The sequence below is a fragment of the Rhizobiaceae bacterium genome (assembly GCA_023953845.1).
Classification (GTDB): domain Bacteria; phylum Pseudomonadota; class Alphaproteobacteria; order Rhizobiales; family Rhizobiaceae; genus Arvimicrobium.
Map to the genome: position 1 here is coordinate 3,027,528 of JAMLJC010000001.1, position 26,093 is coordinate 3,053,620.

General features: G+C 65.4%; 25 protein-coding genes. 15 read left to right on the plus strand and 10 right to left on the minus strand.

The window, feature by feature from the left end; genetic code table 11:
* Positions 1-5: 5 nt before the first annotated feature.
* On the plus strand, positions 6-1,682 hold the full coding sequence (locus tag M9955_14745) for a urocanate hydratase (protein ID MCO5082898.1): 1,677 nt from the start codon (positions 6-8) through the stop codon (positions 1,680-1,682).
* Between the two features lie 10 nt (positions 1,683-1,692).
* A complete protein-coding gene (locus M9955_14750; protein MCO5082899.1) occupies positions 1,693-2,274 on the plus strand; it encodes a HutD family protein in 582 nt (193 codons plus the stop codon).
* Positions 2,275-2,404: 130 nt separating this feature from the next.
* Here the strand turns inward: M9955_14750 and M9955_14755 are convergent, their stop codons facing one another.
* Together M9955_14755 and M9955_14760 are read right to left on the minus strand one after the other, a co-directional pair.
* On the minus strand, positions 2,405-3,247 hold the full coding sequence (locus tag M9955_14755; GenBank protein MCO5082900.1) for an amidohydrolase family protein: 843 nt from the start codon (positions 3,245-3,247) through the stop codon (positions 2,405-2,407).
* Positions 3,248-3,566: 319 nt separating this feature from the next.
* Positions 3,567-4,595 (minus strand): aldo/keto reductase, encoded by a 1,029-nt coding sequence (locus M9955_14760; GenBank protein MCO5082901.1) that lies wholly within the window; start codon positions 4,593-4,595, stop codon positions 3,567-3,569.
* 132 nt (positions 4,596-4,727) lie between these two features.
* Here M9955_14760 and M9955_14765 point away from each other — a divergent pair, with 132 nt between their 5' ends.
* Genes M9955_14765 through M9955_14780 form a run of 4 tightly spaced genes read left to right on the plus strand, consistent with a single transcriptional unit; the run spans position 4,728 to position 8,690 of the window.
* On the plus strand, positions 4,728-5,540 hold the full coding sequence (locus tag M9955_14765) for a BtpA/SgcQ family protein (protein MCO5082902.1): 813 nt from the start codon (positions 4,728-4,730) through the stop codon (positions 5,538-5,540).
* On the plus strand, positions 5,540-6,649 hold the full coding sequence (locus M9955_14770) for a M42 family metallopeptidase (GenBank protein MCO5082903.1): 1,110 nt from the start codon (positions 5,540-5,542) through the stop codon (positions 6,647-6,649). Before M9955_14765 ends, M9955_14770 begins: the two co-directional genes overlap by 1 nt.
* Positions 6,646-8,139: an FGGY-family carbohydrate kinase gene (locus M9955_14775; GenBank protein MCO5082904.1), complete on the plus strand. Its 1,494-nt coding sequence runs from the start codon at positions 6,646-6,648 to the stop codon at positions 8,137-8,139. Before M9955_14770 ends, M9955_14775 begins: the two co-directional genes overlap by 4 nt.
* Entirely contained in the window at positions 8,136-8,690 is a 555-nt protein-coding gene (locus tag M9955_14780; GenBank protein ID MCO5082905.1) for an SIS domain-containing protein, read from the plus strand. The genes M9955_14775 and M9955_14780 overlap by 4 nt, the downstream gene beginning before the upstream one ends.
* 86 nt (positions 8,691-8,776) lie before the next feature.
* Here M9955_14780 and M9955_14785 read toward each other — a convergent pair whose 3' ends face one another.
* From M9955_14785 to M9955_14805, 5 genes are all read right to left on the minus strand, one after another.
* Positions 8,777-9,022: a hypothetical protein gene (locus M9955_14785; GenBank protein MCO5082906.1), complete on the minus strand. Its 246-nt coding sequence runs from the start codon at positions 9,020-9,022 to the stop codon at positions 8,777-8,779.
* Between the two features lie 184 nt (positions 9,023-9,206).
* Positions 9,207-10,112 carry a DMT family transporter gene (locus tag M9955_14790; GenBank protein ID MCO5082907.1) on the minus strand — a complete coding sequence of 302 codons (906 nt, stop codon included), beginning with the start codon at positions 10,110-10,112 and terminating at the stop codon, positions 9,207-9,209.
* Between the two features lie 16 nt (positions 10,113-10,128).
* Complete coding sequence (locus M9955_14795; protein ID MCO5082908.1) at positions 10,129-11,046, minus strand: carbohydrate ABC transporter permease; 918 nt, start codon at positions 11,044-11,046, stop codon at positions 10,129-10,131.
* The gene (locus tag M9955_14800; protein MCO5082909.1) at positions 11,043-12,146 is read right to left on the minus strand and encodes a sugar ABC transporter permease; all 1,104 of its coding nucleotides are present in this window, start codon (positions 12,144-12,146) and stop codon (positions 11,043-11,045) included. Before M9955_14800 ends, M9955_14795 begins: the two co-directional genes overlap by 4 nt.
* Positions 12,147-12,254: 108 nt before the next feature.
* Positions 12,255-13,898, minus strand: coding sequence for an extracellular solute-binding protein (locus M9955_14805; GenBank protein MCO5082910.1), 1,644 nt, complete (start codon positions 13,896-13,898; stop codon positions 12,255-12,257).
* A 272-nt stretch (positions 13,899-14,170) separates the two neighbouring features.
* Here M9955_14805 and ugpC point away from each other — a divergent pair, with 272 nt between their 5' ends.
* The 8 genes from ugpC (at position 14,171) to M9955_14845 (ending at position 22,191) form a co-directional block, all read left to right on the plus strand.
* On the plus strand, positions 14,171-15,220 hold the full coding sequence (gene ugpC / locus M9955_14810) for a sn-glycerol-3-phosphate ABC transporter ATP-binding protein UgpC (protein ID MCO5082911.1): 1,050 nt from the start codon (positions 14,171-14,173) through the stop codon (positions 15,218-15,220).
* Between the two features lie 37 nt (positions 15,221-15,257).
* Positions 15,258-15,713, plus strand: a complete 456-nt coding sequence (locus M9955_14815; GenBank protein ID MCO5082912.1) for an RbsD/FucU family protein — start codon at positions 15,258-15,260, stop codon at positions 15,711-15,713.
* Between the two features lie 4 nt (positions 15,714-15,717).
* A complete protein-coding gene (gene rbsK / locus M9955_14820) occupies positions 15,718-16,635 on the plus strand; it encodes a ribokinase (protein MCO5082913.1) in 918 nt (305 codons plus the stop codon).
* A gap of 31 nt (positions 16,636-16,666) precedes the next feature.
* The gene (locus tag M9955_14825; protein ID MCO5082914.1) at positions 16,667-17,692 is read left to right on the plus strand and encodes a hydroxyacid dehydrogenase; all 1,026 of its coding nucleotides are present in this window, start codon (positions 16,667-16,669) and stop codon (positions 17,690-17,692) included.
* Positions 17,693-17,901: 209 nt separating this feature from the next.
* Complete coding sequence (locus tag M9955_14830; GenBank protein ID MCO5082915.1) at positions 17,902-18,864, plus strand: LysR substrate-binding domain-containing protein; 963 nt, start codon at positions 17,902-17,904, stop codon at positions 18,862-18,864.
* A 179-nt stretch (positions 18,865-19,043) separates the two neighbouring features.
* Positions 19,044-20,189, plus strand: a complete 1,146-nt coding sequence (locus tag M9955_14835; protein ID MCO5082916.1) for a CoA transferase — start codon at positions 19,044-19,046, stop codon at positions 20,187-20,189.
* Positions 20,186-21,346 carry an acyl-CoA/acyl-ACP dehydrogenase gene (locus tag M9955_14840; protein ID MCO5082917.1) on the plus strand — a complete coding sequence of 387 codons (1,161 nt, stop codon included), beginning with the start codon at positions 20,186-20,188 and terminating at the stop codon, positions 21,344-21,346. The genes M9955_14835 and M9955_14840 overlap by 4 nt, the downstream gene beginning before the upstream one ends.
* An 8-nt stretch (positions 21,347-21,354) precedes the next feature.
* On the plus strand, positions 21,355-22,191 hold the full coding sequence (locus M9955_14845; protein MCO5082918.1) for a MaoC family dehydratase N-terminal domain-containing protein: 837 nt from the start codon (positions 21,355-21,357) through the stop codon (positions 22,189-22,191).
* 58 nt (positions 22,192-22,249) lie between these two features.
* Here M9955_14845 and M9955_14850 read toward each other — a convergent pair whose 3' ends face one another.
* Together M9955_14850 and M9955_14855 are read right to left on the minus strand one after the other, a co-directional pair.
* Complete coding sequence (locus M9955_14850; GenBank protein MCO5082919.1) at positions 22,250-23,299, minus strand: hypothetical protein; 1,050 nt, start codon at positions 23,297-23,299, stop codon at positions 22,250-22,252.
* A 25-nt stretch (positions 23,300-23,324) separates the two neighbouring features.
* A complete protein-coding gene (locus tag M9955_14855) occupies positions 23,325-24,233 on the minus strand; it encodes a LysR family transcriptional regulator (GenBank protein MCO5082920.1) in 909 nt (302 codons plus the stop codon).
* A gap of 125 nt (positions 24,234-24,358) precedes the next feature.
* On the opposite strand from M9955_14855, the gene M9955_14860 reads away from it, so the two are divergent.
* Positions 24,359-25,075, plus strand: a complete 717-nt coding sequence (locus M9955_14860) for an isochorismatase family protein (protein ID MCO5082921.1) — start codon at positions 24,359-24,361, stop codon at positions 25,073-25,075.
* Positions 25,076-25,190: 115 nt separating this feature from the next.
* Here the strand turns inward: M9955_14860 and M9955_14865 are convergent, their stop codons facing one another.
* Positions 25,191-26,084: a LysR substrate-binding domain-containing protein gene (locus M9955_14865; GenBank protein ID MCO5082922.1), complete on the minus strand. Its 894-nt coding sequence runs from the start codon at positions 26,082-26,084 to the stop codon at positions 25,191-25,193.
* Positions 26,085-26,093: the final 9 nt, after the last annotated feature.

A 26,093-nucleotide genomic window follows, 5' to 3' on the forward strand; every position in this document is an offset into this window, starting at 1 on the left:
TACGCATGACCACGCACACACGCATCGACAATGCCCGCATCATCCGCGCCGCGACCGGCACCGAGCTTTCGGCGAAGAGCTGGCTGACCGAGGCGCCGCTCCGGATGCTGATGAACAATCTCGATCCGATGGTCGCGGAAAAGCCGTCCGAGCTCGTCGTCTATGGCGGCATCGGGCGCGCCGCGCGCGACTGGGAAAGCTTTGATCGCATCGTTGCGGCGCTGACGGCGCTGGAGGACGACCAGACGCTGCTCGTCCAGTCCGGCAAGCCGGTCGGCGTTTTCCGCACGCACAAGGACGCGCCGCGCGTTCTGATCGCCAACTCCAACCTCGTGCCCCATTGGGCGAACTGGGACCATTTCAACGCGCTCGATAGGAAGGGCCTGATGATGTACGGCCAGATGACGGCCGGCTCCTGGATCTATATCGGCAGCCAGGGCATCGTTCAGGGCACCTACGAGACCTTTGTCGAAATGGGCCGCCAGCACTATGGCGGCGATCTTTCCGGCCGCTGGATCCTGACCGCCGGCCTCGGCGGCATGGGCGGCGCGCAGCCGCTGGCCGCGACCATGGCGGGCGCCTCCTGCCTCGCGGTCGAATGCCAGCCGAGTCGCATCGAGATGCGGCTGAAGACAGGCTATGTCGACGTGCAGGCGAAGGACCTCGACGATGCGCTGGCGATCATCGACAGAGCGGTCAAGGAGGGGAAGGCGATTTCGGTCGCGCTGCTCGGCAATGCGGCCGACGTTTTTCCCGAACTTGTCAGGCGCGGCGTGAAGCCGGATGCGGTGACCGACCAGACGTCGGCCCACGATCCCGTCAACGGCTATCTGCCGCAGGGCTGGACGGTGGCCGAGTGGGAAGAGCGGCGCGAGCGCGATCCGAAGGCGGTCGCGGCGGCGGCGAAGAAGTCGATGGCGGTGCATGTGCGCGCCATGCTCGACTTCCACAGCCAAGGCATTCCGACGGTCGACTACGGCAACAACATCCGCCAGATGGCGCTGGAGGAGGGGGTGGAGAACGCCTTCGATTTCCCCGGTTTCGTGCCGGCCTATATCCGCCCGCTGTTTTGCCGGGGCATCGGTCCGTTCCGGTGGGCCGCACTTTCGGGCGATCCGGAAGACATCGCGAAGACCGACGCCAAGGTGAGGGAACTGACCCCCGGCAACCACCATCTGCACAACTGGCTCGACATGGCCGGCAAGCGGATCAAGTTCCAGGGGCTGCCGGCGCGCATCTGCTGGGTCGGTCTCGGCGACCGCCACCGGCTCGGCCTCGCCTTCAACGAGATGGTGGCGAAGGGCGAGCTGAAGGCGCCGGTGGTGATCGGCCGCGACCATCTGGATTCCGGTTCCGTCGCTTCTCCGAACCGCGAGACGGAGGCGATGAGGGACGGCTCCGACGCCGTGTCGGACTGGCCGCTGCTCAACGCTTTGCTGAATTGCGCGAGCGGCGCGACCTGGGTGTCGCTGCATCATGGCGGCGGCGTCGGCATGGGCTTCTCGCAGCATTCCGGCATGGTGATCGTCTGCGACGGCACCGAGGACGCCGCCCGCCGCATCGGGCGTGTGCTGTGGAACGATCCGGCGACGGGCGTCATGCGCCATGCGGACGCCGGGTATGATATCGCCATCGATTGCGCCAAGGAGCACGGGCTCGATCTGCCGGGCATACTGGGGTAGCACCGAGTTGATCCGCATCCTCCGCGCCGCCGATCACAAATCCATGCCGTGGAAGAATGGCGGCGGGGTGACGACAGAGATCGTGGTCCATCCGGAGGGCTCTGCCCTCGACGCGTTCGACTGGCGCGTGTCCATGGCGAGGGTGGAGAGCGACGGGCCGTTCTCGGCGTTTCCGGGCATCGACCGGACGCTCGCCGTGCTGGAAGGCGCGGGCATCTCACTGACGATCGGAGGAGGTGAACCCGTGCTGCTCGGCAGGGAAAGTGCGCCACTGACCTTTCCGGCCGACGAACCGACACAAGGCGCGCTGGCTGCCGGTCCCATCCTCGACCTCAATGTGATGGTGCGACGGGGGAGCGTGCGCGCGAGCGTCGAGCGCCATGTCGTTTCCGGTACGCTCGACCTCTCTCCCGAAACCGGCTGGACATTGGTGCTGGTCAATCATGGCAGCGCCCTGCTGCGCCATGACGGCAGCGTGGAAAATCTCGATGCGCGCGATTGCCTGCTGGTCGAGGATGGCGGGCCGCCACTACGGATCGAGGCGTCGGAAGCCTGCGAATGCTACATCATCCGACTGGCGCGGGATGCGTGAGCGCAGTTGTTGCGAGGACCGCCTCCGCATAAGCCGAAGCGGATTCATCGCATGAAGCGGCGGCGGAATGCGATTCAGGAACAGGCCGTTAGCGGCTTGACGTGAATCGCTTCCCGAAGCGCCGGACTCTCTACTTCAAGCGGTAGAAGCGCGTCGCAGTGCCGCCGAAAATGGCAGCGCGGTCCGCTTCCGGCAGATGCGCGCAGAGCTTCTGCGCCGCGCCGTGCCAGTCGCCATACTCGCCGCGCAGGCGGCTGACCGGCCAGTCCGAACCCCACATAACGCGCTCAGGCCCGAAAGCTTCCAGCACGACATCGGCGTAGGGTTTCAGATCCTCGACGGTCCAGCCGGGGTTGGATTCGGTGATGATCCCCGACAGTTTGCAGAAGGCGCCGGTCTCGCCGGCGATGCGCCGCATGCCTTCCGACCAGAAGGCCAGTTCGTCCTTCGCCGTGCCATGGTCGCGGATCTGCGGCTTCATGCAGTGATCCACCACCACGCGCAGCTTCGGGTAGCGCTTGAAGATGGTGAGGAAGTTCGCAAGATGGCGCGAGAAGCCGAGCGCGTCGAAGGTGAGGTCGAAATCGGCAAGCGCCTCATAGGCCCATTGCACGTCGGGCCTCAGCATCCATTCGTCATCCGGAATGTCCTGGATCATCGGGCGCACGCCGGCGAATTTCGGATGGTTCCTCAGCCGCTCCAGATGCTTGAGATGGTCGCGGTTCTCGAAATCCACCCAGCCGACGACGGCCGCGACGGATGGCGAAGCATCGGCAAGACCGAGCATGTATTCCGTTTCCTCGACCGTGGGCGCGGCCTGCACAATCACGGTGCGGTCGATCCCGGCGGCCTTGAGGAAAGGTGAAAGATCATCCGGGAAATAGGGACGGGTGAGGATCGGATCGTCCTTCGGCATCCAGCCATAGTCGCCACGCGCCGGCTGCCAGTAGTGCTGATGGGAATCGATCTTCATGGTTGGGTTCCCTTGCTTGGTGGGGCTCGGCTCGACAGACGACCTTGCCCCCTCACTGTCCCGCCGGGATGCCTTCTCGCGGCAGGGCTATGATACTGATTTTGGCGGGGCAGTACCCCACCCCTAACCCCTCCCCACAAGGGGAGGGGGATTCCGGTGCGACCAGTCTTGTTACACTTCCAGTGTCTGCCGCGGCTGAAAGGCACTTCCGGATTCCCCTCCCCCTTGTGGGGAGGGGTTAGGGGTGGGGTATCTCCGCATGCGATTGTTCCGCCGGTCACGGAAAGGTAACGGCGGCCGGATGAGGGGTAATCCCACCTCACCCCGTCGGAGCGTCTTCGCGCATCAGGCCCGCCTTCTTCAGGTCGGCCCAGAGCGCTGCGGGGATCTTCACGTCGAGGATCGCGCGGTTGGCCTTCACCTCTTCCGGCTTCTGGCCGCCGGGGATCATCGAGACGACGCTGGGATGCAGCAACGGGAACTGCAGGGCAGCCTCGATCAGCTTCACGCCGTGCTCCTTGCACACCGCCTCGATCCTGCTGACGCGGTCCAGGATTTCCTGCGGTGCGGGGTCGTAGTTGTAATACGCGCCCGGCTTCGCGCCGGTCGCGAGGATGCCGGAATTGTAGGGGCCGCCGAGCGCGATGCCGATGCCGCGCTTTTCGCAGAGCGGCAGGAAGCTGGTCAGCGCCTCCTGTTCCAGCAGCGTATAGCGGCCCGCGAGCAGGAAAAGGTCGAAGTCGCCGCGCTCGGCCAGCGTCTGGCACACCTGCCATTCGTTGACGCCTGCGCCGATGGCTTTGACCACGCCCTGGTCGCGCAGGGAGATGAGCGCTGCATAGCCGGAATTCGGCTTCATCAGTTCCTCGATGCGCGCATCCGAAGCGGCCTTGCTGCCATGCGTGAAGATGTCGAGGTCGTGCGCGAAAAGAATGTCGATGCTGTCGACGCCGAGGCGTTCGAAGGACTCTTCGACCGAACGCATGACGCCGTCATAGCCGTAGTCGTAGACTTCCTTGCGGGACGGAACGTCGAAGAATTTGCCGATGCCGGTGCGCTGGTCGGGCGGGCAGACGCGCAGCAGGCGGCCGACCTTGGTCGAAAGCACATAGTCGCTGCGCTTCCTGCCGCGCAGGAATGGATTGAGCCGCGTTTCGGAGAGGCCGAGGCCATAGAGCGGCGCGGTGTCGTAGTAGCGCACGCCCGCTTCCCATGCCGCGTCGAGCGTGGCGATAGCCTCCGCGTCGGGGATCGGCCGGTAGAGGTTGCCGAGCGGTGCGGTGCCAAATCCGAGCTCCGTGAATGTAAGCCCGCCATTGCCGATGCGGTCGAAATGCCTCGTCTTCATCAAACCTCCCATGCCGACGCCGGGCCGGCTTCATGCGATTCTGGCGCAGCCGAAACCAGCCGCAGCCATTGGACTTGATCCGTGCCAATTGCTACGACAGCACGCCATATTAAAAAAGCCGAAGAGCAGGAAATGACTGAAAAATTCCGTCGCGTGTTTGGAAACAGGAAGCCGGTGATCGCCATGGTGCATTTCGGTGCGCTGCCGGGGTCTCCGCTCTACGATGCCGAACGCGGCCTCGACGGCATTCTGGCCGGCGTGACCGCCGACCTCGACGCGCTGCAGAAGGCCGGCGTCGACGCCATCATGTTCGGCAACGAGAACGACCGCCCCTACGAATTCAACGTCGATACGGCCTCGACCGCGACCATGGCCTATGTGATCGGCCGTGTCCGCGAGAAGATCAAGGTGCCGTTCGGCGTCAACGTGCTGTGGGACCCGATGTCGACCGTGGCGCTGGCCGCCGGCACCGGCGCCTCCTTCGTTCGCGAGATTTTTACGGGCACCTACGCTTCCGACATGGGACCGTGGACGCCGAATGCCGGCAAGGCGATGCGCTACCGCGACCGTCTGCATCGCTCCGATCTCGCCATGCTCTACAACGTCTCGGCCGAGTTCGCGCATTCGCTCGATCAGCGCCCGCTGAAGGACCGCGCCCGCTCGGCGGTGTTTTCCAGCATTCCGGACGCCATCCTCGTTTCGGGCCAGATCACCGGCGAAGCGGCGGAGATGGGCGACCTCGAAGCGGTGAAGAAGACGCTGCCTGATACGCCGGTGCTCGCCAATACGGGCGTGAAGCACGCGACCATCGCGGATGTGATGCGCATCGCGGATGGCTGCGTGGTCGGCTCGTCGCTGAAGGTCGACGGCAACACATGGAACGCGGTCGATCCGGAGCGGGCCGCCGAGTTCATGGCGTTGGCGCGCAAGGCGAGGGGCGAGTGATGGCGATGCGCGATCGCCTCAAGACACTCCTTACCGACATGATGCGCATTCCGGGCCTCAGCGGTTATGAAGGGCGCGTGCGCGCCTATCTCAAGAAGGAGATGATGAAGCTCGGCCTTGCCACGTCCACGGACGGGTTGGGCAATCTGATCGCCACGATGGAAGGCGACGAAGGCGCGCCGAGCGTCATGCTCTTCACCCATATGGATCAGCTCGGCTTCGTCGTGCGCAAGATCGAGCCGACCGGCCTGATCCGCGTCGAGCGGCTGGGCGGCGTCCCGGAGCGCGCGCTGGCGTCGCAGGCCGTCATCCTGTGCGTCGGCGAGGGCAAGGACGTGCCGGGCGTGATCGCCAACAAGAGCCATCACGCGACGACGCCGGAAGAGAAATACAAGGTCGTCCCCTATATGGACCTCTACATCGACGCCGGTTTCGCCAGCGCCGACGAGGCGCGGGCGGCGGGCGTGGATATCGGCACGCCGGTCGTCTACCGCCCGAACGTGATCGAGCTGGCGAACGGCCGCATTGCCGGCACCGCCGTCGACGACCGCGCCGGCTGCGCCGTCATCGTCGAGGCCGCAGCCAAGCTTGTCGGAGCCAAGCGGAAGCCGACGGTTCACTTCGTCTTCTCGGTGCTGGAGGAATTCAACCTGCGCGGCGCGCTGACGGCGGCGCAGATCCTGCGGCCCGACATCTGCATCCAGCTCGACCTGCTGCTCGCGGCCGACACGCCGGATATGGGCTATCGCGGCGACGTGACGCTCGGCGGCGGCGCGGCGATGAGCATGTATTCCTTCCATGGGCGCGGCACGCTGAACGGCACCATTCCGCATCCGGCGCTGGTGTCGCTGTTCGACAGGACGGCGAAGAAGCTCAAGGCGCCGTTGCAGCGCAGCGCCCATACCGGCTGCCTGACCGATTCCTCCTATGTGCAGCTTGTCGGCGGGGGCGTCGCCTCGATCGATCTCGGCTTCCCGATGCGCTACTCCCACTCGTCGCTGGAAGTCGTCGATCTCTCCGATCTGGAGGCGCTGACGCGGTTGCTGGTCGCCGGCATCGGCGCGATCGACAGGGATTTCAGTCTGGATCGGGACGACTATATCGGATGAGCTACTATCTCGGCATCGACGTCGGCACGTTCGAATCCAAGGGCGCGATCGTCGACGACACAGGCTATGTGATCGCCACGGCCGCGCGGCCGCACAAGATGCTGGTGCCGCAGCCGGGCTGGGCCGAGCATCGGCCCAAACAGGACTGGTGGGGCGATTTCTGCTTCATCGCCAAAAAGATGCTGGCCGACAGCCGCATCGACCCCAAGGCGATCAAGGCGGTGGGATGCAGCGCCATCGGTCCCTGCATGCTGCCGGTCGACAAGGACGGCGAGGCCATGTCGAACGCCGCGCTCTACGGCGTCGATAACCGCGCCGTGGTCGAGATCGAGGAGCTTACGCGGCAGATCGGCGCGGACAGAATCCTCGACCGCTGCGGCAACGCGCTGACGACGCAGTCCGTCGGGCCGAAGATCCTCTGGTTGCAGAAAAACCGGCCCGAGCATTTCGAAAAGGCGGCGAAGATCGTCACCTCCACCACCTATCTCGTGCAGAAGCTGACCGGCGAATGCGTGGTGGACCATTATTCGGCCGCCAATTTCTCGCCGCTCTACGAGATCGACGTGAAGGGGTGGAGCAATGCGCTCGCGCCCGACATCATCGATCTGGAGCGTCTGCCGAAGGTGCTGTGGACGACCGACATAGCCGGGCAGATCACGAGGAAGGCGGCGAAGGAGACGGGCCTGGCCGCCGGGACGCCGGTCATCACCGGCACTATCGACGCCGCTGCGGAGGCGCTCAGCGTCGGCATGACGAAGGCCGGCGACATGATGGTGATGTACGGCTCGACCATCTTCATGATCATGCTGTCGTCGAGGCGGATACAGGATGCGCGCCTCTGGTACGCGCCATGGCTCTTCCCGGGCGAGCATGCGTCCATGTCGGGGCTGGCGACCAGCGGAACGCTGACGCACTGGTTCCGCGACCAGTTCGCCCGCGACCTGCCGTTCGAAAGCGCCTTCAGGACGCTCACGGAAGAAGCGGAAGGCTCGCCGCCCGGCGCCAACGGCGTCATCATGCTGCCGCATCTGTCAGGCGAGCGCACGCCAATTCATGATTCCAACGCCAAGGGCGTGATCTTCGGGCTCAATCTCACGCATACGCGCGGCGACCTCTACCGCGCGGCGGTGGAGGGCATCGCCTTCGGCACCAACCGCATTTTCGAGACCTACCGCGAGATCGGAGAGGCGCCGAAGACGCTGCTGGCGGTCGGCGGCGGCACCAAGAATCCGGTCTGGCTGCAAGCGACGTCCGACATTTCCGGACTGCCGCAGACGGTGCGCGAGCGCACGCTCGGCGCGAGCTACGGCGACGCCTTCCTCGCCGCGCTCGCGGTCGGCGACGTGAAGAAAAGCGACATCGGCCTGTGGAACCCGTCCGCGCGCAAGGTTTCCGCGCGGCCGAAGCATCGCGCCGTCTACGACAGGCAGTATCGCATCTTCAAGGCGATCTACGCGCAGACGAAGGATTTGATGGCGGAACTGTCATGAGTTCGCTCTTCCGCACCGCACTTGATGAGTTGGGGTTGGTGCTGGACCGCGTCGACGAGGCGCGGGTCGACGAGGTGTGCCGCCTGCTGGCGAAGGCGAAGCGCGTCGGCATCCACGGACTCGGCCGCGAGGGGTTGCAGATGCGCGGCCTCGCCATGCGCATGTTCCACCTCGGCATGCCGGTGGGTGTCGTCGGCGACATGACCATGCCGCCTCTGGGCGAGGGCGACGTGTTCTTCGTCTCGTCGGGGCCGGGCGAGACGACGACCGTGCTGACGCTCATCGGAGTCGCGGAGGAAGCCGGGGCGACGGTGATCGTCGTCACCGCCGAGCCGGACGGAAGCGCCGCCAAGCTGGCCGATGTGACGCTGCTGGTGCCGGCACAGACCATGGCGAGCGATCAGGGAACGGCGAAAACCTCCGTGCTGCCGATGGGCTCGGCCTTCGAGGGCGCGCTGTTCGTGCTGTTCGAGGTGATGGTGCTCAAGCTGAAGGCTCTGCTCGTCGCCTCGCCGGAAGATATGCGGGCCAGACACACCAATATGGAATAGCGGTTCGCGGGCAACGCGTGCGGTCGGCGGATGAGGGATCGAAGCTCACGGCGGAGCCGCACTGCGCCGGCCGGCACGTCTTCCTGTCAGCCGCGCTCGATCCAGCCGATCGGGTCGCCTTCCTGCATCGCGCCGTCTTTCGGGGGACGGCGGGCTTCGCGGTCGGCCTTGATGGCGTTTACGCATGCCTGGACGATGGCGAAATGATCGCAATGGCCTTCGAGATACTGCCAGCGCAGCCGTGGATCGGCGACACTGGCCGCCGCCTCGCGGGCGATTTCCAGAATGTCGTCAGCCGCCTGTTCCGGCCGGGGGACGCTCCAGTGCAGCATTCCAGATTACCCTGTTTGCGTGAAGGCGCAGCCTGAGGTTGTGCGCCGAAGCGCATATAATCTAAAGTTGCATTACACCGCAAGGACTACCTTGGATTGTATTCATGTGCAGCCGTGGTGAGGTCGGGACTGTCGGCAAGGGAGCCGGCGCGGATTGCAGCGATAATTGGCGCGGTGAGCCTTCTCAGGTCCTGCCGGAGCCGGCGTTGCGCTCGCGGACCACATAGAGGCCGGAAGCGACGATCATCACGATGCCGAGCAACGTCCAGACGTCGAGCGATTCACCGAAGATGGCGACGCTGAGGATCGCGGCCGAGACTACCTGAACATAGCTGAGCGGCGCCAGCAGGCCCGCCGGCGCGAGCGCGAAACCGCGGATCATCAGAAGCTGCGCGATGCCGAAAACCGTACCGAGCGACAGCATCAGCAGCCAGCCGCGCGTCTCGAGCGGCTCCCAAAGAACCAGCGCCAGCGGCGTGGAGATGACCATTCCGGTCATCAGCGTCCATGCAAGCGTCGTCTGCGACCGCTCGCCCGCAGCGGCGACGCGCCGCGTGACGATCTGCATGATCGCGTAGAAGAACGCGCCGACGAGCGGGATCACGGCCAGATGCGAGATCTGGCCGACGCCGGGGCGGGCGACCACAACGACTGCGGCGAAGCCGACGCAGACCGCGATCCAGTGCGAGATCCGGACGGATTCGCCGAGCAGCGGCGCCGACAGGGCGACGACGAAAAGCGGCGCGGCGAACAGGATGACCGTCGCCTCTGCAAGCGGCATGTAGCGCACCGCGAACACCATGGAGATGCTGACGCCGATGGGCGTCAGGCCGCGCAGGATCTGCAATCCCGGCCTCTTCGTCCGGAACAGGTGGCGCAGCGCGGATGGTGGGGTGCCCAGAAGCAGCATCGGCAGGCCCAGCGCATAACGCGCCCAGACGATCTGCGCGAAGGACTGGTGCTCCGTGAGCAGCTTGCTGATGGCGTCGACCAGACCGAAGAGCGATGCCGAAAGCACGATGAGGAGGATGCCCGTCAGCCGCTCGCGCGACCTTGCGCGATCGTCCGCGACAGGATGAAGGCGGTCCATGATGCGTCGCCGGCCCCTACTTCACCGCGCCGGCGGTCATGCCCTTGATGAGATAGCGTTCAAGAACGACGCCGATGACGATCAGCGGCAGGATGGCGGCGAAGGAAAGGGCGGCCATCGACCACCAGCTGATGCCCTGGCTGCCCGTCTGCGAGGCGACCATGACCGGCAGCGTGTTGGCGTGGGTCGATGTCAGCAGCGCAGCGAAGAAATACTCGTTCCATGTCAGCACGAGGCTGAGGATGAAGGCTGCAATCATGCCCGGCAGCGCGATCGGCAGTATGACGCTGAAAAAAGCGCCCCAGATCGACAGGCCGTCGACAAGCGCCGCCTCCTCCAGCTCGGTCGGGATCGATTCGAACTGGTCGCGCATGATCCAGATGACGATCGGCAGCACCGTCAGCGTGTAGAGCAGGATGAGGCCGATACGCGTGTCGAGCAGCGCGAGCTGCTTGTAGAGGACGAGGAAGGGCAGGGCGAGGACGACGGGTGGCAGGATGAGCTGCGACAGGAAGAAGAACAGGATGTCCGAGTTCCGCATATAGCCGAACTTGTAGGAAAAGCGCGACAGGCCGTAGGCGGCGAGCGAACCCAGCATGACGGCGATCGTCGAGGATGCGACGGCGGTGATGGCGGAGTTGAAGAACCGCTTCAGGAACTCGCTGCGAACGGTGCTTTCCGCGCCGATCGTGTCGGGCGACAGGCCGAGCGAGCGCCATCCGAGCCAGGCGGGCGTGTAGTCGACCCATGGAATGAGCGCCCCCTGCATGACGTTGGGCGCCATCTTGAAGCTGGTCGTGATCGTCCAGTAGATCGGGAACAGGCAGATGATCGCCCACAGGATCAGCAGCGTATAGATCAGGAATTTTCCGGTGAACCGCCTGGTGCGGAACGCCAGATCCGTCTCGGTGTCGCGGAAGATCGCTTCGCTCATGTGCGCGGCCTCGCGAACCGTTCAGCCAGCTTCATCAGGATGGTCATGGCGATAATGATGATGACCAGATAGACCATGGCCAGAAGCGTGCCGTATCCGACGTTCGACCGGTCCCGGTACTCGCGGAAGATGAACGACGTGACGGTGTCCGTCGCGCCGCCGGGGCCTCCGGCCGTCAGGTTGATCACGATGTCCGCGAGCTTGAGCTTGAAGATGATGCGGATCAGGATCGCGGTGATCGAGACCGGCAGCATCAGCGGGAACACCACGCCCCAGAAAGTCTGCCAGGCGCTCGCTCCGTCGACGCGCGCCGCCTCGTTCAGTTCCCTCGGAATGGCCTGCAGTCCCGCCAGGATCATGATCATCATGAAGGGAATGAAGGTCCATGCGTCGAGCAGCATGATGGTGAAGCGGGCGATCTCGGGCGAGCCGAAGAAGGAGGGATTGTCCCAGCCGAGCCAGCGGGCGAAGCGCGCGATCGGCCCGAAACGGATCTCCAGCATGGACTTGCCGATCATCCAGCTCACCGCGACCGGCGACAGCATCAGCGGCAGCAGGAAAGCGACGCGGAAGAATTTTCTGGCGCGGATTTCGGCGTTGAGCAGCAGGGCCAGGCCGAAGGCGATCGCGTATTCCACGAGGATCGCCAGGCTGTACCAGACCATGTTGCGCAGCGCGTTCCAGTAGAACGGATCGCTCCACATCTGCCGGACATTGTCGAGTCCGTTGAACTGGCGGCCGAGGGGCGACGAGAGATTCCAGTTCGAGAACGCGATGATGAGCCCGAACAGCAGCGGGAAGACGGTGAGCGACACGACGAACAGCGCGGCCGGCAGCACGAAGAGCGTGCGCTTGCCCTGCTCGCCGCGGATCAGCACCTGACTCCAGCAGAGGCAGACGGCCCACAATATGTAGGCGAAGAGCGTGGGGCGCCATGTCCGGAAGCCGAAATCGGCGATGCCTGTCTCCTGCGCGGCCTGCGCGGCGGCGACAAGGGCCACGATGAGCGCCGACCCCCAGACGATCGCCCGACCAAAGAGCCGGCGCCGGTCGGAGATGTCATCCGCCGTGACGACGTGAAGAAGATCCCCCTCACTCATGCGCCTGCGATCACCGCTTCTGGATTTCGTATCGCCGCCGGCCCATGCGTCACGGACCGGCAACCGAAGGGGACGGGGCGCCCGCCCGAGCGGGCACCCCGATATTGCTTACATGCCAAGCGAAGCCTTGTAGAGCTTGATCTGGCTCTCGCGGCCGATCTGGTCCGTGATCTTCTCCCAGGCGGCGGCGATGGCGTCCGCCGTTTCCTGCGCCGACTTGTACTGGCCGGCAAAGCCCTTCGCCAGTTCGTCCTCGGCAACGGAATAGTACTGGAAGATACCGGGGATGCGGGGTTCGATCGCGGCGTTCGGATGGTTGTAGCTGTCGAGGTTCGAGCCCAGATAATCCTCGACGAAGGCGCGGTCGTAACCCGCCTTCTCCCATTCCTCATAGTTGAAGTGCGAGTTGCGGTAGGGCTGGAAGCCTGAGGGATAGGCCGAGGTCCAGAGGCTCAGATCCTTGCCGCCGAGATGCGCTGCCGCCGACCATGCGGCCTTGCGCTTCTTCTCGTCGCCGGAGACCCGGCTGGTGACGTAGACGCCCCAGCCGATATAGGCCATGTTCGGCGCGAAGTTTTCCTTCTCTTCCCAGGCGCTGGTCTTGGAATTATAGACCTTGTTCGAGCCGGGATTGATCGAGAAGCCGGCCACATCGCCGACGACGGAGGTGTCCGACGTGCGGGCGTTGGAGCCGACATCGCCCCACCAGCAGAGCGCCATGCCGGTGCCGGCGAGGAACTGCTGGAATGCGGTGGTGCCCGGATCGGCGTTGATCTGGTCCGGCGGATAGGCGCCGGCCGCGATCAAATCCATCACATCCTGGATCGCCTGAACCCAGGCCGGATTGTTGACGCGCGGCTTCATCGTCTCCGGATCGAACAGCCATGCCTTGTCGTCGGGATGCTTGGCATAGGCGGATGCGCGGTCTTCGAGGAAGTAGAAGCCGAAGCCGCCCCAGCCCTTCAGCGGGTCGAGGAAGCCATAGGCGTCGAGACCGGTCAGCGGGTCCTTCTTGCCCTTCAGGTTCTTCGAGATCTCGTCGATCTTCTGCCAGGTCGTCGGCACCTCGGCCTCGCCGGTGATGGAGCCCTCGCCGAAATAGTCCTTGCGGTAGGCGAAGGTGTGGCAGTCGCCGTCGACCGTGATGCGATAGGTCTTGCCGTCCCAGGTTCCGACCGGCGGCTGCAGGTAGCCGACGAGGTCATCCGCCTCGATCTGTGTCTTCACCCAGTCCGGCATCTCGTCGAGCAGGCCCTTGGAGGCGGTGTCGCCCTCGAACGGCGCGCCCATCTCGATGATATCGAAATCAACCGTGCCGGTGGCGATCGACTGTTGCAGACGGCCGTTGTAATCGGCCTGCGCGAGATCGATCCAGTTGATCTTGGCGCCGGTATAGGCCTCCCACGGCTTCAGGAAGCCGCGGAAGAGGAAGTTGTGCAGGTTCTGGTTGTTCAGACCCATGAAGGTGAGCTCGACGCCGGCGAACTCGCCTTCCTTGATGCTGGCTTTCGTCGCGCCGAGACAGAGCTCGCCGACCTTCTGCCAGTCGGCGTCCGTCGGCGATCCCTTGCCGACGCCGGGGATCTGCAGGATCTGCGCGCGCACGTCTTCCTGCGCCGAAGCGCTGCCCACGAGAGCGCCGAGGCCGGCGCCGCTGGCTGCGCTGAGCGCGGCGAGGCTCGCCGCCCCGCGCAACACGTCGCGCCGGGTGGCGCCGGCGCGGACGAGTTGGTTGTAGAGTTCCACTTTCATTCTTGATACCTCCCAATGAGAACGCGTGAACTGCCGGATATGTATGGATAAATCGATTCGATCGAGGCGCAGGCCACGGTGCTGAAAGCTGCCTTCTGCTGGAGCCTCCCCCGCTCCGGTCTTTTCGAGTGCGCGTCGAAAGATGGCCAAGTCTATGCGGCAGGCCCACGAAGTGTCAACGACGCGCAATCGTTTGCCACCTTCACAATGGGGTGGACTCGGCATCGGCGCTTGGCTAGCTTCGAACCGAACCGGGGAGGATCTTTCGGTCCATGGCGCAAGTTGCAATCCGCGACGTCTCGAAGGACTTCGGGACGGTCAAAGTCCTGCACGGAGTGAGTGTCGATATCGCCGACGGGCAGTTCGTCGTGCTTGTCGGCCCGTCCGGCTGCGGCAAGTCCACGCTGCTGCGCATGGTGGCGGGGCTGGAGCACGTCACCGGCGGCGACATCCGCATCGGCGAGCGCACGGTGAACCATCTGCCGCCGGCCAAGCGCGACATCGCCATGGTGTTCCAGAACTACGCGCTCTACCCGCACAAGACCGTGCGGGACAACATGGCCTTCGCGCTGAAGCTCAGGAAGACCGATCCGAAGATCGTGGCCGAGCGCGTCGAGAAGGCGGCCGAAATCCTTGATCTCAAACCCTATCTCGGCCGCTACCCGCGCCAGCTTTCCGGCGGCCAGCGCCAGCGCGTCGCCATGGGCCGCGCCATCGTGCGCAATCCGCAGGTGTTCCTGTTCGACGAGCCGCTGTCGAACCTCGACGCCAAGCTGCGAGTGCAGATGCGCACCGAGATCAAGGAACTGCACCAGCGGCTGAAGACGACGACCATCTACGTCACCCACGACCAGGTCGAGGCGATGACGATGGCCGACAAGATCGTCGTCATGCAAGCGGGCCGCATCGAGCAGATGGGTGCGCCGCTCGAATTGTTCGACAGGCCCGCCAACACCTTCGTCGCCGGCTTCATCGGCTCGCCGTCGATGAACATGCTGAAGGGCACGGTGAAGAACGGCGCGGTCGAGGTCGACGGCGTCGCGCTGCCGCATGCGGGCGGCGTGCAGCTCACGGAAGGTCAGCAGGTGATCTACGGCATCCGGCCGGAGCATTTGCAGATCGCACCCGACGGCTTTGCCACGACCATCTCGGTGATCGAGCCGACCGGCTCGGAGACGATGGTGTTCCTGCGCTTCGGAAGCCACGAGATGACGGCGCTGTTCCGCGAGCGCCACGAGTTCAGGCCGGGAGACACGCTCCATCTGAAGCCGCGCACGGATGTCGTCCACCTGTTCGACGCCGCGACGGGCAAGCGCCTGTAGGCACAAGAAAAAGCACGGAAAATTTCGGGAGGAAAATGTGCTGAAGGGAATTCATCCGCTGCTGAACGCGGACGTGCTCTACGCGTTGCGCGCCATGGGCCATGGCGATGATCTCATCATCTGCGACACCAATTTCCCGGCCGACTCGGTCGCGCGGCAGACACGCCTCGGCAAGCTCCTGCGTATCGACAACACGACGGCGGCCGAGGTGGCGGCGGCCGTGCTGTCCGTCTACCCGCTCGACACTTTCGTCGACGATTCCGCTGCCCGCATGGAGATCGTCGGCAAGCCCGACGAGGTGCCGCCGGTGCAGGCCGAGGTGCAGAAGGCGGTCGATGCGGCCGAAGGCAAGAGCTGGCCGATGATCAGCGTGGAGCGCTACGCCTTCTACGAGCGCGCCAAGCAGGCCTACGCGGTGATCCAGTCGGGCGAGCGCCGCTTCTACGGCTGCTTCGCCTTCCGCAAGGGCGTCGTTCCGCCGGATGCGGAGTAAGGCCTTGGCGAAACCGATCGTCATTCTGGGCGTCTTCGTCGCCGACACGGCCTATCGCGCGCCGCGCGCGCCGCGCATGGGCGAAACCATTCTGGGCTCCTCCTTCAAGCTCGGCCCTGGCGGCAAGGGCTCCAATCAGGCGGTGGCGGCGGGCAAGGTCGGCGCGGACGTCGCCTTCATCACCCGCCTCGGGCGCGATCCCTTCGCCGACATGGCGCTGGCGACGTGGAAGGAAGCGGGCGTGAAGCCGGCGGTGATCGAGACGCCGGAAAGCTACACGGGCGCGGCCTACATCTTCGTCGAGGAGACGACAGGCAACAACGCCATCATCGTCTGTCCGGGCGCGGCGACGCTGATCTCGCCGGCCGATATCGACGCGCATGCCGAACTGATCCGCAAGGCGGGCGTGTTCGTGACGCAGCTCGAACAGCCGATCGATGCTGCGTTGCGCGCGCTTCAGATCGCGAAGGCGGCGGGCGTCACCACGATCCTCAATCCGGCTCCGGCGGCGGAATTGCCGGCGGGAATCTATCCGCTCTGTGATTACGTCACGCCGAACGAGACCGAGGCCGAGGAACTGACGGGCGTCAAGGTCGAGAGCGTCGAGGGTGCGCGCAAGGCGGCCGAGGCGTTGATCGCCAAAGGCGCGAAGGCGGCGGTGATCACGCTCGGCGAAAAGGGCGCGCTGCTTCACGCCGACGGCGTCTCGGAACTGGTGCCCGCCTTCTCCGCCGGCCCCGTGGTGGAGACGACTGGCGCCGGAGACGCCTTCAACGGCGGCTTCGCCGCTGCTCTGGCGCGTGGAGACACGCCGCTCGACGCGGTGAGGTTCGCCTGCGCCGTCGCCGGCATTTCGGTGACGCGGGCGGGCACCGCCCCTTCCATGCCGACCCTGCCGGAAGTCGAGGCGTTGCTGCGCTGACGAAACGGCTTCTTCAAGGAACGATCATCCGATGGCCGACAAACCGCTTCTCATAAGCTGCCCCGAGCCGCGCACGCTGGACCTGATCTTCACGCCGGACCAACTCGCGAAGCTGAAGGCCACCTATCGCATCGTCGAGACGACCGATCCCGAATTCGCCTCGCTGCCGGAGGACGTCCTGGCGGAGGCGCGCTACATCATCGGCCAGCCGCCCATCGCGCCCGAGACGCTGGCGAGGTTGAGGTCGCTGCGCTGCGTCGCCAATGTCGAGACCAATCTGCTCAACAACATGCCGTACGAGACGCTGTTCGAGCGCGGCATATACGTCATCACGCCGGGCTCGGTGTTCGCCGAGCCGGTGGCCGAACTCGGCCTTGCCATGGCGCTCAATCTCGCGCGCGACATTGTCGACGCGGACCTCGCTTTCCGACGCGGGGAGGAGCTTTGGGGCGGCGACGGCAATCAGGCGGCGCGGCTGCTCTCGGGCGCGGATGTCGGCATCATCGGCTTCGGCGATCTCGGCAAGGCGATCAATCGTCTGCTCACCGGCTTCCGCACGCGCACGAAGGTCTACGATCCGTGGCTGCCGCCATCGATCCTGCGCGACCATGGCGTTGAGCCGGCCTCGCTGGACGAGGTGCTGGGCGAGAGCGATTTCGTCTTCGTCATGGCTTCCGTGACCAGCGACAATCAGGGTTTCCTCGGCGCCGAAGCCTTTGCGAAGATGCGCAAGGGCGCGGCCTTCATCCTGCTCAGCCGCGCCGGCGTGGTCGATTTCGACGCGCTGATGGCGGCTGTCAGGAGCGGCCATATCGTCGCCGCCAGCGACGTGTTCCCTGAGGAGCCGTTGGCGAAGGATCATCCGGTGAGGGCGATCCCGCATTTCCTGCGCTCCGCCCACAGGGCCGGCGCGCTCGACATCGCCTTCAAGCGCATGGGCGACATGGTGCTGGAGGATTTCGACCTTATGGATCGCGGCCTGCCGCCGATGCGCTGCAAGAGAGCCGAGCGCGAGACCGTGTCGCGGATGCGCTCGAAGCCGGTGAGCCGCAACTAAACGTGTCCCGGGAGGCGGTTATCAATTTCAGGTTCCAGTCGTCGCCGGGCCGTTGGCTGCTGGTCATCCTGCTGCTGATCGCGATGGCCCTCATCGGCATGATTGTCGGACTTCCCTGAAGACGGGGATGCCAGAACGATTTGCCTCGTTCCGCGCTGGTCGCTATAGCGATTGCCTATAGGCATGTACCTCCGGCGCGAAGGCGAAACGTGGATCTGCGGCAGCTCAGATATTTCGTGCAGGTGGTGGAGAGCGGTTCCTTTTCTCGCGCCGCCGATGTGCTGCATGTCGCGCAGCCGGCGCTTAGCCAGCATGTGAAGCGGATGGAAGACGAACTCGGCGTCGCGCTCCTGCACCGCAATCCGCAGGGCGTGCAGCCGACCGAAGCCGGCAGCCGCCTGCACGCGGAGGGGCGGCAGATCCTTTCCGGGTTCTCCGAACTGCCGGACCGTGTGCGCGGCGCGCAGACGCTGCCGCGCGGGGACGTGCGTGTCGGCTTGCCGGGAACGGTGAGCGAATTGCTGGCCGTGCCGCTGATCGAGGCCGTCCGCCAAAATTATCCGGATGTCCGCATCCGCATCATAGAGGCCATGAGCGGCTATATCTTCGACTGGCTGCGGCGGGGCGAGGTCGATCTTGCGATGCTGTACGCCACCGCCGATCCGCGCGGGCTCGCCTTCCATCTCGGTCTGTCGGAGGAAATCTGCCTGTTCGCCCGCGCCGGGCAGCCTGCTCCAGCCGGGATGGGCAAGCAGGCGGTGCGGCTGGCGGATGTGGACGGCCTGCCGCTGATCGCGCCGGGGAAGGGGCATGGGCTGCGGGAGCTGATCGACACCGCCGCCGCTGCATCCGGCATCGCGCTCAGGCCCGAGATCGAGATCGATTCCTATAGTCAGATCAAGCGGCTGGTGGAAAGCGGCGCGGGCTATGGCATACTGCCGCGCATGGCGATCGACCGGGAGGCGGAGGAAGGGCGTTTCCGCATCTGGCGTTTCGACCGGCCGGCGATCACGCGCAAGGTGTATCTCGCCTATTCGACCGAACGGCCGCTGACGCTGGCGCAACGCGCGGTCGGGCAACTGAGCTGGGACATCCTGCGCGGGCTGGTGCGCGAGCGCGCATGGATCGCTTCGCTGTCGGACGAGGCGAACCGACCGACGCTTTATCCCTGAGTGTTGCGGAGGGCGTTCGCTGGTTTCACTGGGCAGTACCCCATGCGCTTTGCCTGTGCGGGTATCGCCCCGGCCTCGAAGTCGATCACGTCGCTTGATTATACCCCTCATTGCGAAACGGTATTGGACCGCCGGCGGCCGGCATGGTCTTTCGCGGCGGTCAATTCACGGAGAACGGCATGACGGGCGCGCTGGACGGCATTCTGGTCGTGGCGCTGGAACAGGCGGTGGCGGCACCTCTGGCGAGCGCGCGTCTTGCCGATGCCGGCGCGCGCGTCATCAAGCTCGAACGGCCGGAGGGCGATTTCGCCCGCGTCTACGACGCCTTCGTGCACGGCCAGTCGAGCTATTTCGTCTGGATCAATCGCGGCAAGGAATCCTGCAACGTCGACCTCAAGCAGCCGGAAGACATGGCGCTGGTGCGGCGGCTGCTGGCGAAGGCCGACGTCTTCATCCAGAACCTCGCGCCGGGAGCGGCGGAACGGCTGGGCCTCGGCAGCGCGGCGCTCTGCCGGGAATTCCCAAGGCTGATCGCCTGCGACATAGCCGGTTTCGCGGCCGGCACGCCCGATCACGAGCGCAAGGCCTACGACCTGCTCATTCAGGCCGAGTCGGGTCTTGCCGGGGTGACCGGCTCCGACACATCCGGGCCGACCCGCGTCGGCATCTCGGTTTCGGACATCTCCACCGGACAGGCCGCCTATGCGGCGATACTGGAAGGGTTGTTCGCGCGGGAGCGGACTGGCCGGGGCCGCCACATCCAGCTCTCGCTCTTCGACACGATCGCCGAGTTCATGAACGTGCCCTATCTCGCGCATCGCTATGGCGGCAAGGAGCCGCCGCGCATCGGGCTGGCGCATCCCTCGATCGCGCCTTACGGTGTGTTCCGCGCAAAGGACGGCGACGTGCTGATCGCCATCCAGAACGAGCGGGAATGGGCCGTTCTTCGCGATACGCTGCTCGGAGGCATCGCGGACGCCGACGATCAGCGCTTCGGCTCCAACAATCTGCGCGTGAAGAACCGTGAGGCGCTCGACGCGCTCGTGCAGGAGAAGATCGGCGCGAGGCCCGTCGGCAAAATCATGGAAATGCTCGACACGGCCCGCATCGCCTATGGCCGCGTCTCCACCATGGCCGAACTGGAGGCGCACCGGAGCCTCGCCACGACGGAGGTCCAGACGCCGGAAGGTCCTGTTACCGTCATCGCGACCACTGCCGTCATCGATGGCAGGCGCGCGGAACTCGGCCGCGTGCCGGCATGCGGCGAGCACAGCGCCGCGATCCGCCACGAGTTCCGCGCCGGCGAGCAAACACGGAGTAAATGATGTTTCCTGACCGCGACCACGCCGAAATCCGCGAGGCGGTACGAAAACTCTGCGAGCGCTTTCCGGGCGAATACTGGCGCAAGCTCGACGCCGAGCGCGCCTATCCCGCCGAATTCGTCAAGGCGCTGACCGAGGCGGGCTATCTCGCCACGCTGATCCCGGAGGATTATGGCGGGGCGGGGCTGACGCTTACGGCGGCGGCGGCCGTGCTGGAGGAGGTGCAGCGCTCCGGCTGCAACGGCGGCGCCTGCCACGCCCAGATGTACACGATGGGCACGATCCTCCGTCATGGCAACGAGGCGCAGAAGCAGAAATACCTGCCGGGCATCGCGTCCGGGGAACTCAGGCTGCAAGCCTTCGGCGTGACCGAGCCGACGAGCGGTACGGACACGACCTCGATCCGCACCTTCGCGCGGCGCGAGGGCGACCATTACATTGTCGACGGCCAGAAGATCTGGACTTCGCGCGCCGAGCATTCCGACCTGATGCTGCTTCTGGCCCGCACCACGCCGAAGGATCAGGTGGCGAAGAAGACCGACGGGTTGTCGGTGTTCATCCTCGACATGCGCGAGGCGCTGGGGAACGGCCTGACCATCCGGCCGATCCGCACCATGATGAACCACGCCACGACGGAAGTGTTCTTCGACAAGGTAAAGGTGCCAGCCGAAAACCTGATCGGCGAGGAAGGCAAGGGCTTCCGCTACATTCTCTCCGGCATGAATGCCGAGCGTATCCTGATCGCGGCCGAATGCGTCGGCGACGCCAAATGGCTGATCGAGAAGGCTGCGACCTATGCCAGGGAGCGCGTTGTCTTCGGCCGCTCGATCGGGGCCAATCAGGGCATCCAGTTTCCGATCGCGCGCGCCTATGCCAACATGCGGGCGGCCGAGCTGATGGTGAAGGAGGCCGCAAGGCTCTACGAGGCCGGCAAGGATTGCGGCGCGGAGGCGAACATGGCCAAGATGCTCGCCGCCGATGCATCGAACGAGGCGGCGAACGCCGCGATCCAGACGCATGGCGGCTTCGGCTTCGCGGAAGAGTACGATGTGGAGCGCAAGTTCCGCGAGACGCGGCTCTATCAGGTGGCGCCGATCTCGACCAATCTCATCCTTTCCTACCTGTCCGAGCATGTGCTCGGCATGCCGCGTTCCTATTGAGGCAGACCATGGACGAGACGCAATTCGCAGAGTGGATCGGCCGCAAGAGCGAGAGCGAGGATATCGTCACGCCACGGCTGGCGGCGAGCTATCGCGCCATCTTCGGCGACCGGCTGGCGCCCGTGGGGGCGGACGAGGCGCCGCTCGGCATCCACTGGTGCCTGTCGCCGGCCATCGCGCCGATGGAGGCGCTGGGGCCGGACGGGCATCCCGCCAAGAACCGCGACCTGCCGCCGATCCCCCAGCCGCGCCGCATGTGGGCCGGTGGCGCGCTGGAGACGCTGGCGCCGATCAGAGTCGGCGACACGGTGAAGCGCATTTCCACCATCGGCTCGATCACGAGGAAGGAAGGCCGCAGCGGCGAACTCTGGTTCGTCGCCGTCCACCACGACTACGTCACGCCGCGCGGAACGGCGATCCGCGAGCGGCACGACATCGTCTATCGCGAGGCGGCGAAGCCCGGAACGGCGAGAACGACCGCGTCCGAGCCCGCACCGGCGGCTGAACCTATCGAGGGCGAATGGCTGGTGGAGACGCCGTCGACGCTGCTCTTCCGCTATTCCGCGATCACCTTCAACGGCCACCGCATCCACTATGACCTGCCCTACGTGACGGGCGTCGAGGGTTATGCCGGTCTGGTCGTGCACGGGCCGATCCAGGCCACGCTGCTGCTCAACTTCGCCACCGCGTCGCTCGGCCGTGTGCCGGAACGCTTCTCCTATCGCGGCGTTGCGCCCGCCATTGCCGGTAGCCCTGTGCGGGTGCGCAAGACGCCGGATACCGAAGCCGGCTTCCGTACCGAAAGCGTTTCCGGGACGGTGCATATGGAGGCGACCGCAGGCTGAGCGGGGTTGGGAGAAGAACTGCTCCCGGCCTTGCTTGCCCAACCCCCGCCCCGGAAGATCAGGTCGAGATCATCTTCTTCTCGATGCCGACGCCGGCTTCCATGGCGCGCTTGTATTCGAGCGGCACGGTCGCCGAGTCCTGCAAGGCGATGCCGGTGGAATCGAAGAGCGTGATGTCGTCGTCCGAGGTGCGGCCTTGCTTCTTGCCGGTGATGACCTCGCCGATCTCGCCGGCAATGTCGGCTTCCGTGATCAGCCCTTCCGACAGCGGCACGTTGATCTCACCGTCAGTGCGGCACTGGCGGATGTCGTCGACGAAGATGCGGGCGCGCTGCAAGATCCTGCCTTCCAGCTCCTGATCGCCCTTCTTGTCGGCGCCGACCGCCGCGATATGCATGCCGGGCGTGATCCACTCGTCCATGACGATAGGCCCGCGCGCCGGCGTCAGCGTCACCACGACGTCAGCGCCGCGCACGACCTGTTCCAGATCGGTCGAGGGCTTGATCTCGAAGCTCTCATATTTCGGCTGCTGCTCCTTCACGAAATGGTCGAGCGTACCCTGGCTGCGGCTCCAGACGCGCACCTCCTTCCACTTGAACACCTCGTTGCAGGTGGCGAGTGCGCCCTCCGCCATGTGGCCCGCGCCCACTATGGCCAGTTTCGTGGAGTCCTTGCGCGCCATCCACTTGGCCGAGACCGCGGCGGCCGAGCCGGTGCGCATCACCGTGTGGTAGCTGCCGTCCACGATCGCCAGCGGGAAGCCGGTTTCCGGATCGGTGTAGATGAGAATCGAGAAGACGGTCGGCAGGTTGAAGCGCTCGCGGTTCTTCTCGCGGATCGACACCCATTTGCAGGCGGCGGCGTGCGGCTCCTCGATATAGGAGGGCATCGCCTCCCACTCGCCGGGGAAGCGGTCGAGCACGATATGGCCTTTCGGGTCCATGTAGAAACGGCCCTCGCCATGCATGCGATAGGCCTGCTCCACGCAGTCATTGTATTCGCCCGGCTTCAGCAGGCCGATCATCTCGCTGCGCCCGAGGATCAGCGTCTTCCGGTTGGCCCAGTTCTCCACGAGGTTCTCCAGTATGGTCGTTGCGTCAACGTCCATAATGAGGCCTTCAAAGCGGATGGCGTCAACCGGAATCGGCGTCGCGGGCGATGCGGCGGGCGATGTCGACGAAGCTGCGCACGCTCACCGTGCGGTTGGTGCGCTTCCAGACGAGGATGGTTTCGACGCGGAAACGCGAATCCGACAGGGGCCGCACGGTGAGGCCCTCGCCGAGGATCGACTTCAGCCGGCCGGGATAGATGGTGACGCCGAGCCCGGCGCGGACGAGGCCGATCAGCGCCAGCGTGTTTGACGCTTCCAGCGCGGGCGCGGCCTTGACGCCCACCGAGGCGAACATCTCGTCCAGCCGCCAGCGATAGGCCTCCCATTCCGCCATGTCGCCGAGGACGAGGGGCACGTCGGCGAGTTCCGCCGGATCGATCGTTTCGCGCGCGGCCAGAGAGTGGTCGGACGGCATGATCGCGCAGAGCGGATCGGCAGCCACGGACAGACTGTGGAATTCGCTATGGTCGAACGGCCCGATCATGTAGCCGACGTCGAGGCTGCCGTCGGACAGGGCGAGTTTTTGCCCTTGGGTGCGCATATAGGCCATGCGCACGTCGACATCCGGGGCGGATGCGCGGAATTGCGCCACGGCCTGCGGCATGGCGTCGAGTGCCGCGAAGGCCATGTAGCCGACGCGCAGCGTGCCGGTCTTGCCCTCGGCGACGCGCCTGGCGGCCCGCACGGAGGCCGAAAAGCCGTGCAGAAGTCCGGCATTGGCTTCGTAGAAGGAACGGCCGGCAGGCGTCAGCGAGACCTCGCGCGTCGTGCGCTCGAACAGCGGAAAGCCCAGCGACTGTTCCAGCTTCTGGATGCGGCGGGTGAGCGCCGACTGGTCGACGGCAAGCCGCTGCGCGGTGCGGCGGAAATTAAGCTCCTCCGCCAGCACGAGGAACGACTGCGTGAGTTCGAGTCCGACTGAAATGTCCATCGCGGTCGCGGTCCGCTATTGATGCAGAGAGTTCAACAATAATTGGCAAATCGTCACTTCAGGTCAAGGATGGAAGGTGGGAAGCTCCGCCCACATCCCAGCCAACAGGATCAGGAGCGAAAGCGATGAGCGGAGTGGACGACAAGGAACTCGATCGCATGCTGCAGGCGGCGTTCGACGCCTCGACCAAGATCTATCAGGAACGCGGCTTCCAGCGCCGCATCGGCTTCGGCAAGCGCCCGGCGCTGGTGTCGATCGATCTCGCCAATGCGTGGACGCGCCCGGGCAATCCCTTCACCTGCGACCAGGAGAAGATGGACAACGAGATCATCCCCGGCATGCAGCGCCTGCTCGAAGCCTGCCGCCGCCACGGCCATCCGGTCATCCATGTGACGACCGCCTACGAGATCACCGACATGGACGCCGAGTTCACCGATATGGGGCTGTGGCATCGCAAGATCCCGATCGACGTGGTGAACCTGAAGGACAAGGATCTCTGGGCGATCGACTCGCGCATCGCGCCGGTCAAGGGCGAGCATGTGCTCCTGAAGAAGCGCGCCAGCGCCTTCCACGGCACGCCGCTCGCCGGCATCCTGCGCTCGGCCGGCGTAGACACCATTCTGGTGACCGGCGTCACCGCCACGGCCTGCGTCCGCACCACGATCTGCGACGGTCTCGGCGAAGGCTTCCGGACCATTGCGCCGCGCGAGTGCATCGGCGACCGTGTGCCGGGAGCGGTGGCCTGGAACCTCTACGACATCGACGCGAAGTTCGCCGATGTGGAGAGCGTCGACACCTGCGTCGCCTATCTCGACCGGGTCGGCAACCGGGCGGCGGCGTAGCCATGACAGACCGGCGGGCGAGGGGCGGTTCGTGAGCGGCGGGCGGCGCGACGGTTCACCTCGACGCGCCGCGTACCCGGCCCGGCCAAACCCGCCTGCCTCGACCGCACTGACGTCACATATAGTGCTCGCTGACGCGCTTGCTCGTGTCGGCGAAGCGGCGCATGGCGTCGCTCATGCCCTTGCGGCGCCAGGCGAGATGCGTCTCGACGATCGTGTCGGTGACGATCGGACGCGCGGCGATCGCGCCGCGTCCGCAGAAGCGAGGCACGCCGCAGAAGACGGTCATGCCGACACCCGCCGTGACCAGCCCGAGGATGCCGGTGAGGCTCGACGCTTCCTGCGCCACCGACATGACATGCCCTGCCTCCTGGAACATCTGGATGACGATCCGGCGAAAGGTCGGCCATTCGAAATCCGTGCCCATGACGAGCTTTTCGCGCGCAAGGTCCTCGATGGTGATCGAGGTCTTGGTCGCCAGCGGATGCTCCGGCGGCATCAGCGCCATCAGCCTGTGACGCGCCACCGGCCGCGACTCGATCTCCGAGCTCTGGAAGTGGCCCTCGATGAAGCCGAGGTCGATCTCGTCCTGAAGGATGCGGTCCCGCTGCACAGGCGAGGTCATGTAGGTGAGTTCGAGCTTGACGTCGGGATTGGAGCGGCGGAACTCACGAGCAATGTCCGGCACCAGCGAATGGCCGGTGATCGTCGTATAGCCGATGCGCAGGATCGCCTTGGTGCCGGATGCCAGCAGGCGCACCGTGTTTTCGGCCGTCTCGACGCGGCCGAGGATGGTCTGCGCCTCCTCCAGAAGATAGCGGCCGGATTCGGTCAGCCGCACGCGGCGCGTCGTGCGCTCCAGCAGCCTGACGCCCAGCCGCTCCTCCAGTTCCAGCACGATGCGGCTGACGGCCGGCTGCGCCATGGTCAGCCGCTCGGCAGCCCTGTGAAAGTTCAGTTCCTCAGCGACCGCGACGAAGGTGGAGAGATGCTTGAGATCGTAGCGCATACTGATACC